Source organism: Streptomyces aurantiacus, assembly GCF_027107535.1.
GTDB lineage: Bacteria > Actinomycetota > Actinomycetes > Streptomycetales > Streptomycetaceae > Streptomyces.
The window spans coordinates 6085942-6097419 of sequence record NZ_CP114283.1 but is presented as its reverse complement, the minus strand read 5'-3'; the positions used below and the strand labels follow the sequence as shown (position 1 = coordinate 6097419).

The 11478-nt window shown below is 71.7% G+C and carries 7 protein-coding genes; 6 read left to right on the top strand and 1 reads right to left on the bottom strand.

The window, feature by feature from the left end:
- Nucleotides 1-12 precede the first annotated feature (12 nt).
- Nucleotides 13-2832, bottom strand: a complete 2820-nt coding sequence (locus tag O1Q96_RS29295) for a SpoIIE family protein phosphatase (protein ID WP_269251016.1) — start codon at nucleotides 2830-2832, stop codon at nucleotides 13-15.
- A gap of 260 nt (nucleotides 2833-3092) precedes the next feature.
- Between O1Q96_RS29295 and O1Q96_RS29290 the strand changes: the two genes are divergently transcribed.
- The 6 genes from O1Q96_RS29290 to O1Q96_RS29265 all read left to right on the top strand — a co-directional run bounded on the left by O1Q96_RS29290 (nucleotide 3093) and on the right by O1Q96_RS29265 (nucleotide 11139).
- Nucleotides 3093-3329 carry a DUF6296 family protein gene (locus O1Q96_RS29290; protein ID WP_269251015.1) on the top strand — a complete coding sequence of 79 codons (237 nt, stop codon included), beginning with the start codon at nucleotides 3093-3095 and terminating at the stop codon, nucleotides 3327-3329.
- Nucleotides 3330-3609: 280 nt separating this feature from the next.
- Nucleotides 3610-4815 carry a cytochrome P450 family protein gene (locus O1Q96_RS29285; RefSeq protein WP_269251014.1) on the top strand — a complete coding sequence of 402 codons (1206 nt, stop codon included), beginning with the start codon at nucleotides 3610-3612 and terminating at the stop codon, nucleotides 4813-4815.
- 344 nt (nucleotides 4816-5159) lie between these two features.
- A complete protein-coding gene (locus O1Q96_RS29280; RefSeq protein WP_269251013.1) occupies nucleotides 5160-7256 on the top strand; it encodes a DUF1996 domain-containing protein in 2097 nt (698 codons plus the stop codon).
- A 662-nt stretch (nucleotides 7257-7918) separates the two neighbouring features.
- Nucleotides 7919-8458, top strand: coding sequence for a toxin-antitoxin system, toxin component (locus O1Q96_RS29275; protein WP_269251012.1), 540 nt, complete (start codon nucleotides 7919-7921; stop codon nucleotides 8456-8458).
- Between the two features lie 3 nt (nucleotides 8459-8461).
- Entirely contained in the window at nucleotides 8462-9661 is a 1200-nt protein-coding gene (locus tag O1Q96_RS29270; protein WP_269251011.1) for an MAB_1171c family putative transporter, read from the top strand.
- Nucleotides 9662-9897: 236 nt separating this feature from the next.
- Nucleotides 9898-11139, top strand: a complete 1242-nt coding sequence (locus O1Q96_RS29265) for a DUF6545 domain-containing protein (RefSeq protein ID WP_269251010.1) — start codon at nucleotides 9898-9900, stop codon at nucleotides 11137-11139.
- Nucleotides 11140-11478 lie beyond the last annotated feature (339 nt).

The window sequence follows — 11478 nt, the reverse complement described above, 5'->3', positions numbered from 1 at the left end:
GCGCGGCTCGGCTCAGGGGAGGGACTGCTCGGCCCAGATCACCTTGCCCGCGGGGGTGTAGCGCGTACCCCAGCGCTCGGCGAGCTGGGCGACGAGGAACAGACCGCGTCCGCCCTCGTCCGTCGTCGCCGCGTACCTCAGGTGCGGCGAGGTGCTGCTGCCGTCGAAGACCTCGCAGATCAGAGTGCGGTCGAGCAGCATACGGACCCGGATGGGGCCGCTGCCGTACCGGATCGCGTTGGTGACCAGCTCGCTGAGGATCAGCTCCGTCGTGAACACCATCTCGTCCAGATCCCACTCCGCCAGCTGCCGGGTGACCGAGGCCCGCACCTCGCCGACGGCCGACGGCTCCGAGGGCACCTGCCACTCGGCGATACGGTCGCTGCCGAGCGCACGGGTGCCCGCGACGATCAGGGCGATGTCGTCGCTCGGCCGGGGCGGCAGCAGGGCGTCGAGAACACCCTGACAGGTGTCCTCCGGCGACCGGTCGGCCCCGGCCAGGGCGGTGCGCAGCAGTTCGAGTCCGACGTCGATGTCCCGTTCCCGGTCCTCGACCAGCCCGTCGGTGTAGAGGACCAGCCTGCTGCCCTCGTCCAGCTTGAGCTCGGCCGTCTCGAAGGGGAGGCCACCGAGACCGAGCGGCAACCCCGCCGGCACCTCGGGGAAGTCGACGGTGCCGTCCGGGCGGATCACCGCGGGCGGCGGATGGCCCGCCCTGGCGACGGTGCACAGGCGGGAGGCCGGGTCGTAGACGGCGTACAGGCAGGTGGCTCCGGTCACCGGGGCATTGCTGTCCTCGCCGTCCTCCGTCACCTCGTCCTGGTCGATACGGCCGACCAGCTCGTCGAGGAGACCCAGCAGCTCGTCGGGCGGCAGGTCCAGCGCCGAGAAGTTGTGCACGGCGGTCCGCAACCGCCCCATCGTGGCCGCCGCGTGCAGCCCGTGGCCCACGACGTCACCCACGACCAGTGCGACCCGGGCGCCCGAGAGCGGCAGCACGTCGAACCAGTCGCCGCCCACCCCCGCCTGGGCGGGGAGGTAGCGATAGGCGATGTCCAGGGCGCTCTGCTCGGGCAGGTTGCGGGGCAGGAGACTGCGCTGGAGGGTCACGGCCATGGTGTGTTCGCGCGTGTAGCGGCGAGCGTTGTCGATGGAGACCGCGGCGCGGGCGACCAGCTCCTCGGCGAGGGCCAGCTCCTCGTCGTCGAACGGCTCGGGCTTCTCGGAGCGCCAGAAGTTCGCCACGCCCATCACCAGGTTGCCCGCCCGCAGGGGGACCGTGATCAGTGAGTGGATCCCGTACTCCACGACCTGCGCGGTGCGCCCGAGGTCCTGGGCGAGCCAGCCGTGGGCCTCCCTGAGATCGGGTGCGACGACGGCCTCGCCGGTGCCGATGCTGTGGGCCTGAGGCGTGGAGGCGACGAACCCGATCCGCTCGCCCACCGAATACAGGGGGGCGTCCTTCCGGATCCCGCTGAACGCCGTACGGCGCAGCGAGGTGCCCGCGTCCGGCTCCTCCCCGCTCAGCACGGCCTCGGCCAGGTCCACCGTGGCGTAGTCCGCGAAGCGCGGTACGGCCACTTCCGCCAGCTCCTCGGCGGTCCGGGTCACGTCCAGGGTCGTACCGATGCCCACTCCGGCGTCGTACAGGAGCTTGAGGTGCTCCCGGGCCACCTCGGCCCTGCCGGACAGCGCGCGCAGCTCGGTCGAGTCGCGCAGCGTCGCGACACTGCCCGCCGGGCCGCCCTTGAGGTCGGTGGGCCGCTGGTTGATCGCCAGCAGCCGGTCGCCGACCAGGCGCACCTCGTCCGTGGCCACCCGCCCGGAGGCCAGCAGGTCGCCGGTGACCGCGTCCAGACCGAGTTCGAGGACATGACGGCCCTCGGCGTTCTCCGGAAGATCCAGCAGGCGGTGTGCCTCGTCGTTGGCGAGGAGCAGCCGCCCCTCTCCGCCGACGATCAGCACTCCCTCGCGGACGGCGTGCAGCACCGCGTCATGGTGCTCGTACATCCGGGTCATCTCGAACGGCCCCAGGCCGTGGGTCTGGCGCAGCAGCCGCGTACTCACCAGCGCCGTCCCGCCCAGGGCCAGGGCGAGTGCGGCGCCCGCGGCGGTCAGCAGGAGCGGCAGCTGCCGGTCCCCGACGCCTCCCACGTTCTCGGTCGTGATGCCCGCCGACACGAGGCCCACGACCGAGCCGTCGTCCTCCTTGACGGGCACCACGGCCTGCACCAGTGGCCCGATGGTCCCCGTGATCTCCTCGGTGAAGGACTTTCCGGCCAGCGCGGGGTCGAGGGTTCCGACGAACGTCTTGCCGATCCGGTCCGGCTTGGGGTGGGTGTAGCGGACGCCGTCGGTGTTCATGACCACGACGAAGTCCACCTTGGACTGCACGCGGGCCGCCTCGGCCCGCGGCTGGAGCACGGCCGTGGGATCGGGGGCACGCAGTGCCTCGCGGGTGCCCGGAGCGTTGGCGAACGTCTCGGCGACGGCCAGGGAGCGGTTGCGCGCCTCCTGCGTGCTGTCGTGGCGTACCTGCAAAATGAGCGCCACCACCGCGGCCGCGACCAGCAGGAGCACGATCGCCACCTGCAGCACGAAGACCTGGCCGGCGAGGCTGCGTCCGCCCAGCGGCGACCGTGGCCCCGCGGGCCCGCGGCGGGGCCCGCCTTCTTGTGCCCCTCGCCGGCCGAGCGGCCTGTGCGGCGTCTGCTGTGTCCGCCGCCCGTGTGCTCGTCGGGGGCGGTCATGTCTGTCACGTCTGCGCCGCGCGCGCAGACCGTCGGGGCGGGGGATCGACCGGGCCCAGGATCGACCCAGGAGTCGGACCATATGCCCATGTCTACACTGCCCGGCGCCAGGAGGCGAGGGGCACCCGTGGTGCGACGGGCCAAGGCCTGACCCATGTGGCCCAGACCAATGGCGAGGCCCGTGAGGGACGGGCCGATCACGCCGGGCGGCCGGGGGCGCTCGGACGCCGGAACCTTCCTGGCCGTCCGTGACAGGGGGACGCTGCCGTCGGCGTGATCCGGCCGCATCATGGAAGAGGGGGCATTTATAGCTTTTGTGCCTGAATGCGCGCGGAGGTCGTCATGCAAACCCCGGACCGCTACCGGCTTACCTTCACCCACGGGCGGCCAGGCGCCGGCGCAGCCACGGACGAGGTGGTCGTCGAACGGACCGCCTCCCTCGGACCGGGCGGAAACCCGGTCTACTGCGATCCCACGGGAATCCTCCGTGCCGAGATCAGCCCGGCCGGAGAGGTGCGGATGCTGGCCAGCGGCGGCTACCAGTCACCCCGGCCGCCCTCCGTCGAGCCACTGCCCTGATCGGTTCGGGCCCCGGCCGGTCCTCCGCCGGCCCGCGCGTCTCGTACGGACGCCCGTCGGCGAGCGGCGGCGTGATCCGCCCCTGACCTGCGCCGGAGACGGTGCCGGAGGGCCCGCACCGCACGCCGCGGCATGCGGCACGCAGTGCGTGCAGAACCCGTGGCCGCGGACGGACGACGGGTGCGACGAGCGGGACACACCTGTCCGAAGAAGCCGTTGGCCCCACGGCAGGTGGCCGGTTAGCGTGCCGTTCGGCCGACCGATCTGGGGGGGGAAAGACATGGTGGCAGGGCCTGTTGTCGATCTGCGCGAGCTCGGAGGGGACTTCACCCGCGACCCCTATCCCGTGTACGCCGAACTGCGTGCGGCCGGGCCCGTGCACCGGGTGCTCGACCCCGACGGCGAGGAGGTGTGGCTCGTCGTCGGCCACGACGCGTGCCGGTCCGCCTTCACCGATCCACGGCTGAGCCGGGACTGGCGGAAGTCCGGAAACATGGCCCAGATCGTCAACACCGAACAGGACCAGCCGGCCCTCGCCCACATGCTGATGTCGGACCCGCCGGACCACACCCGGCTGCGGCGCCTGGTGGCCAAGGAGTTCACCCCGCGCCGCATCGAGGCCCTGGCTCCGCGCGTCCAGCAGATCGCGGACGAGTCGTTGGACGCGATGCTGGCGGCCGAGGACCGGCGCGCCGACCTGGTCGCCTCCTTCGCGTTCCCGCTGCCGATGACCGTCATCTGCGAACTGCTCGGCGTACCCGCACTCGACCGGGCCGCCTTCCGCGGCTGGTCCAACGAGATGGTGGCCCGTACGAGCCCGGAGGCGGAGGCGCGGGCCTACCAGGAGATGCCGGCCTACCTGGCCGAGCTGATCGCGGCCAAGCGCGCCCGGCCCGCCGAGGACCTGCTGAGCGCGATGATCCACACGGTCGACGACGGCGGCGACCGGCTCTCGCCCTCCGAACTCATCGGGATGTCGGTCCTGCTGCTCATCGCGGGCCACGAGACGACGGTCAACCTGATCGGCAACGGCGTGCGGGCCCTGTTCGCGCACCCCGACCAACTCGCCGCCCTGCGGGCCGACGCCGGTCTCCTCGACGGCGCGATCGAGGAGATGCTGCGCTACGACGGTCCGGTGGAGGCGTGCACGGACCGTCTCGCCCTCGCGGACGTGGAGATGGGCGGCGTGACCATCCCGGCGGGCTCCACCGTCCTGATCGCCATGGCCGACGCCGACCGCGACCCGGAGCGCTTCCGGAACCCCGACCGCTTCGACATCCGGCGGGACGCCCGTGGCCACATCGCCTTCGGCCACGGCCTGCACTACTGCCTGGGGGCCCCGCTGGCGCGGCTGGAGGGCCGCATCGCGATCCGTACGCTCCTGCAGCGCTGCCCGGATCTGGCACCCGACGCGGGCGAGGCCGAGCTGACGTGGATGCCGGGGATGTTGATCCGGGGTGTACGGGAGCTGCCGGTGCGCTGGTGACCCGGTCCCTGCCCGAACCCGTACGGCTCGGACCGGGTCTCCGCAACAGGCGCGTGCACTACGGAAAGTGACAGGGCGCCGACCCCCGGCCGCCGCACGGGGGTTGCGGCGCCCTGTCGCAAAACGGCAGAAACGGCAGTGATACCCCTGTTGTCGGTCGGTCGGACCGTCCCATCCGCAACCAGACCGCAGGAAAACGTGATTGGCCGCACACGGCCCCCACGGACGCGTGGTTCGTGAGAGGTTTCTAAGAACCTGAGATGTGTTTGAACACTCGGGGCTTCATCTCCGTATGAGGCGGGGGATTGCCATGCCGTTCGGCAACGAAGCGTAGGAGTAGATCCTTGGGACGCAACACGCGCAGACGCCCGACAGGCGCACGGCGCGCGACCATCGGGGCGGTCGCGCTGATGCTGGGAGGAGGTGGGCTGGCAGCGGCGAACGTCTATGCCACGGCCTCCGAGGACACTTCGGGCCAGAACCAGCCCAACCAGGTCCTGGCCTCGGGAGCCGCCACGATCGACTGCCCGGACGTCGGCAGCCAACTGGCGGCGGTGCCGGAGGTCGCCAAGACCCAGGTCGACAAGGAACTCGCCCTCCTCGACAAGCAGATCGCCGAGGCCTATCAGCGGCTGCAGAGCTCCGCGGACGCGATCCGGCAGGACAGCGGCTTCGCCGAGAACGCGATCATGAATCCGCTCAAGGACAAGCGAGCGGCCGCGATCGACCGGATCGCCGTCGCCATCGACGCCGTGGGAGACCGCCCCGAAGGGCTCGAGGCCTTCGCGCCCTGCATACTCCGCGCCTCCGGCAACCAAGGCGAGCCGGAGAACGGGCAGAACGGCGACGGCCAGGGCGACAACGCGGACAACGGCGACGGCCAGGGCAACCAGGACGGCCAGGACCAGGGCGACGGCCAGGGTGAGGGCCAGGACCAGGGCGGCGACCAGAATCAGGGCGGGGACCAGGGGCAGGGCGGCAACGGCGGCCAGGCCGGGAACGGCCCCGTGGCCGCGGACTTCGTGGACATCAAGACCGTCCAGCCCAACGTGCGGAAGCCGAACGCCCAGGGTGGCGCCTCCAAGGGCACCTTCACCACCAAGTGCGGGGTGAACGCGAACGGGCTGTTCAACTCCGACAACGTGATCGTGGCTCCCGGCGTCAGCAACGGCGCCCACCACTTCCACGACTACGTCGGCAACCAGGCCAACGACGCCTTCGCGAGCGACGAGGACCTGGCGAACGGCGAGACGACCTGCGAGAACGAGGGCGACAAGTCCTCGTACTTCTGGCCCGTGCTGCGGCTGCAGAACGGCGCCGAGGAACAGGACGCGGCCTCTCCCGGCGGCGGCATCGAGGGCAACGCCGGCGAGATCCTCACGCCCAAGCAGGTCACGATGTCGTTCGAGGGCAGCCCGCAGGGCAAGGTCACGGCCATGCCGAAGCTGCTGCGCATCATCACCGGCGACGCCAAGGCGTTCGTCAACGGCCCCGCCAACGCCAACGCGTCGTGGAGCTGCACCGGCTTCGAGGACCGGCAGCTGAAGGACAAGTACCCGCTCTGCCCCCAGGGCAGTGACGTGGTCCGCACCTTCAGGTTCCAGAGCTGCTGGGACGGTCAGAACATCGACAGTGCCAACCACCGCACCCACGTGGCGTTCGCGGGCGCCGACGGCAACTGCGCCGGCGGTTTCCGCGCCATCCCGCAGCTGGTCCAGCGCATCGTCTACGACGTCGACGCACCCAGCGTGGCGGACGGCGGCCGGACGAAGCCGCTGTTCGCGGTCGACTCCTTCCCCGAGCAGCTCCACAAGCCGGGCACCGACCACGGCGACTTCATCAACGTCTTCGACGAGGCGCTGATGGGGGAGATGGTGGACTGCATCAACGAGGGCCGAAAGTGCGACGCGGCGTCGGGCGCGGGTGAGGAACCGGCCGACCCGCCGGCGCCGGATCCGGACGACCCCTCGGGCGAGGACGGCCAGCAGGGCGGGAACGACCAGCCGGGGAACGAGCAGCCCGGTGGTGGCGACCAGCCCGGCAACGAGCAGCCGGGCGGGAACGACCAGCCCGGAGGCAACGGCCAGGACGACGAGCCGGCGGACGACGGCGGCAAGAACACGCCGGAGCCAACTGCCAGCAGCACGCAGGAGGCCAAGCCCGCCGACGGTAAGAACGGCGACCGGGACAACGCGGCGCCGAAGGCCGCCACGTCCTCGCCGGCGGCCCAGAACGATCCGGCCACCCCGGCGGACGGCTCGGACGCCGACAGTGCCGTGCCGGGTCCCGAACCCGCGGAGGCGGGCGGGGCGACCGAACCGCAGGCGGTCACGGGTGGACTCGCGGACACCGGGACGCAGCTGTGGCCGGCCGCGTTCGGAGGCCTGCTGGTGATCGCGGGCTTCGTACTGCTCCGCCGTATCGGCAACAGGTCGAGGTAACACCGCTCAGGCACCTCACCGAGGGCGGCCGGACCCTGCGCAGGCAGGGTCCGGCCGCCCTTCGTGCTGGAGCGGCGAGGATCCCCGTCGGTGCGTGCGTGCCACGACGGGCAAATGAGCGCGCGAGTCGATGAGTGACTGGATCAAGACCTTCCCGGAACGCGGAGGATCCCGGGCCTCTCGGGCGCGCGGCGCCGACCTGTGCTCGCGGTGACTCGCGCCGAGCCGAAGAACACCGGCTGTGTGCAGGCATGATGTTGTCGGCGACCGCCGGTGATGGCATGCCTCCCGGCGGCCGAAGCCGTCGACGGAGGCCTCGCGGCCGGGCGGGAGGGCGGTGGGAGCGCAACGGATGCGCCAGGACAAGACCGGTACATGTCGGGCTTGTTCGGTATTTCGGGCCCCTTCGCCCGGAGTGTTTCTCGCAGCCGGGTGTGGCCGACACGGCTCGTGTTTGACATATTTGCCTACCGGGTCGGGTGCGTCGGCGCCCGTGCATGGGGGCCGGTCCCGTGGGCGTCCACCCCGGACCCGCCTCACGCACGACCGCCGAACGCCTTCGACCGGGTACGCAGACAAGGTGGGATTCGGCGGACGCCGCGTGACGGTGCCCGTGCTGAGGTTCACGGGGGAGAGCGGTGCGCACAGGCAAAGCCAGAGAGATGCGAAATCTGATCGGCCGGCTGGTCGACGGGCTGAATCTGCCCGCGCCCACGGACCCCGAACTTCTGTTCGCCGCGCTGATCACCTCCGTGAGTGAGCTGAGGGGCCGTGAGGTCCGGCTCGTGAAGGAGGAGTTCCCCCACCAGACCGCCAGCGGACTGTGGCTGGACCTTCCCGCCTACGACCTCATCGTGGTGGACAAGCGGGCGACACCCCTGCACCAGTTGGCGATCTTCTTCCACGAGGTCTGGCACATGCTCAGGGGTGACTGCGGCAACCACGTGGTGGGCAAGGCGGTGGCGGCCCGGATGCTCTCGACCGGAGCCGAGCTCTCCGAACTCCAGGAGCCCGTACGGACGGTGGCCGCCCGCACCGAGTTCGACCGGCGCGAGGAGGCCGACGCCGAGAGGTTCGGACTGCTCGCGGTCACCCGCTTCCGGTTCTGGCTGGAGGGAGAACCCGACAGCACGGCCATGGACCGGGGGCGTGTCGCCGGCCGCATCGGTGCGTCGCTGGGACAGCGTCGGCCACAGGTCTGAGCCGTGGACTCCTCCGACTACTACATACCGGCCGTCGCCATGATGGTCGGCCTGGCCGTCAAACTGCCGGGCCTGGTGAAGGACTGGCGCGACCCGCTCGTACGGACCGTCTGCCTCGTGATCGCCCTCGGCGGCGCCGGCTTCTTCTTCGCCGCTCCGCCCACGATCACCGCCGTCAACGAGGCCACCGGCACGGCCAACTTCTCCAGCCCCCTGGTGTACGGCATCATCAGCGCCTTCAGTGCATCCTGCCTGCTGCTCATCGTCCACTGGCGCGGGGGGCCGCCCGCGTACGTGCGGCGCGTCTCACGCCGCTGGCAGGCCGGGTACGCCCTGGTCATCGTCCTGCTGGTCGTCCTCTTCGCGCTCGGTGACGCCCCGGCGGACCGCCACACCGACTTCGACACCTACTACGCGACGACCCCCTTCATCCGCGAGATGATCCTGCTCTACCTGGTCGCCCACATGACCGCCGCTCTCGTCACGACGGTGCTGTGCTGGCGCTGGGCGCTGCAGGTCGGCGGGTGGCTGCGGGCCGGGCTGTGGATCCTCGTCGTGGGCTGGCTGCTGAACCTGGCCTTCAGCGGCCTCAAGCTGGCCGCGGTGATGGCACGTTGGGCCGGTGAGGACTGGGGCGCTCTCAGTACGACCCTGGCGCCCCTCCTCTCCGCGCTGTCCGCGCCCTGCGCCACCATCGGATTCCTGTTGCCTCTGGTGGGCCCGTGGCTCGTCTGGAACTGGCGGGCGGCGCGGACCTACCGGGAGCTGGGCCCTCTGTGGCGCGAACTCGGGTACGCCTCGCCCCGGACGCCGCTCGCCGGGCCCATCCCGTGGTACTCGTCGCCCCACGTCCGGCTCACGCAGCGCGAGGCGGGCATCCAGGACGGACTGAGCCTCGTGGGGCCCTGGTTCGACGGCGCGGTCCGTACGCGCGCGCAGACCGAAGCGGCCGCCGAGGGCCGCCCCTTCGACGAGGCCGCCCGGATCGGCCGCGCCGCCATGGTCGCCGCGGCCGTCCGGGACGTCCGCCTGGGCCTGCCCGTCGATGCCCACGCCCTCCCCGACCACGCGGAGATCAGCGCGGTGCGTACCGCACCCGCGAGCGTGTCCGCCGCGTTGCGCGCGTCCCCGATCGTCGCGGCGGTCCGCCGCGAGAGCCCTGCCGCCACCCCGGCCGAAGACGGCGAGAAATCTCCCAGATGAACCACCTTCCCCCCACCGCCCGGCCCCGCCCGAGCGCCCTTCGGGCATCGCGCACCCTTGCCGCGAAGCCACCCGGCCGCCCCCTCGGCACGGGGACACCACCTGCTCGCGCCGGTCTCCCCACGGGGCCGGACCGCTCCGGGCCCCGTTCGCCGTCGTCACCCGGCAGATCCGTGCGCGGGCTCGCCGGCCCGGCTCGACGACACCGGCCGGCGACCGCGGAAGGCCGGTGAACCGTGGACGTCGTCTTCTACATCCCCGGCGTGATCCTTCTCGTCACCGCCGTCTTCAAGCTGTCGTCCATGGGGGGATCGTGGCGTGACCCGCTGATGGTGTCGAGCAGTGCGGTCCTGGTCGTCGGCGCCTGCGTCTGCATCCTGTCCGCGCCGCCCACCATCAGCGTCGTCAACAAACTCGTCGGCATCGCCAACTTCTCCGCGCCGCTGGTCTATTCGGGGATGTCCGCGCTGAGCGCCTCCTACCTCGTCCTGATGATCGCCTGGCGAGGCGGGGAGCCCGGAAGGGTCGCCCACGCGTCCCGCCTGGTGGTGTACGTCTACGGGCTGGTGATCATCGGGATCGTGGTCCTCTTCGCCCTGGCCGACGTGCCCGTCGAGCGGACCCGGGACCTTGACACGTACTACGCCACGACGCCGTACATGCGCGAAATGATCCTGCTGTACCTGATCTCCCACACCGCGGCCACCGCCGCCCTCGCGGGCATGTGCCTGGGCTGGCTGCGGAAGGTGCGGGACCTCACCCGGCAGGGCCTGACGCTGATAGCCGTCGGCGTGCTGTTCGACCTGTCGTACCAGTTTGCCAAATACCTTGCCATCGGGGCCCGTTGGAGCGGCCGCGACTGGGACTTCCTTTCCACCAGTGTCTCGCCGCCCCTGGTGGCGGTCGCGGGCGTCACCGTCGCCGCCGGCTTCGCCCTGCCGCGGGTCGGACCGTCCGTCGCGGACAACCTCCGCGCCTGGAGGCGCTATCGGCTCCTCAGGCCCCTCTGGCTGGAGATGCGCGACCTGCGGACACCGGTGGCCGACACCCACTGGTGGGATCTGCCTGTGGTGCGCCTGGTCCAGCAGGAGATCACGATCCTCGACGGAGTCCTGGTGTGCTCGCCCCATTTCGACGACGAGGTCCGCAGGGCGGCCCGTTCCGCGGTGCGCGAAGAAGCGGTCCGCTCCGCCGCCCCTGCCACGGTCCCAGCTCCTGTCCCCGCCGCCGCCTCACGTCCGCCGGGTGGGCGGACGCCGCCGGACCATGCGGAGATCGTGGCCGAGGCGGCCATGCTCGCGGCGGCCAGGGCGCGGGTCGCGGCGGGCCCTGACGCCGACCTCCCGGCCGAGCCGGGACGGCTGCGGTCCGTCGCGCAGCCGCACCTCATGGTGGAGCTCGCGCAGGCCCTCGCGTCCTCGCCGGTCGTCGCCGAGGCCCGACAGCGGGCGACCCGGCAGAAAGTACGCCACGACTGAAGCCGCGAGCGCCCGCCGGGCCGCCGGGGTCGCCGAGCTGTCGGTCCCGCCGCTGAGCGAGCGGGGGCGGCCGAGTCGTGTACCGGGCGCCCACCCGCTCCGCACCAGCCCGCCGATGTTTCCCCGGCCGCGGCGACAAGGCGCTGCGGAGCGGGAGCGTAGCGCCCGGTACTGCTGAGGCGCCGAAGCTGATCCCCTCTCAGGAGGGCTCCGGCGGGGCCCAGTTGGGATTCAAGGCCCCGCGGTGCCCTCCTGGCCCGATCATGGTTCGATCAAAGGGCCGGACCGAGGAGGGTTCCGGCCTCGCGATCCGACCAGCGACCACGCGCAGCAGCGCGA

Bases quoted from the DNA above. Each gene is read 5' to 3' on its own strand.
- O1Q96_RS29275 (WP_269251012.1), top strand. From the start codon at position 7,919: ATGCGAAATCTGATCGGCCGGCTGGTCGACGGGCTGAATCTGCCCGCG.
- O1Q96_RS29285 (WP_269251014.1), top strand. From the start codon at position 3,610: ATGGTGGCAGGGCCTGTTGTCGATCTGCGCGAGCTCGGAGGGGACTTC.
- O1Q96_RS29295 (WP_269251016.1), bottom strand. From the start codon at position 2,832: ATGGTCCGACTCCTGGGTCGATCCTGGGCCCGGTCGATCCCCCGCCCC.
- O1Q96_RS29290 (WP_269251015.1), top strand. From the start codon at position 3,093: ATGCAAACCCCGGACCGCTACCGGCTTACCTTCACCCACGGGCGGCCA.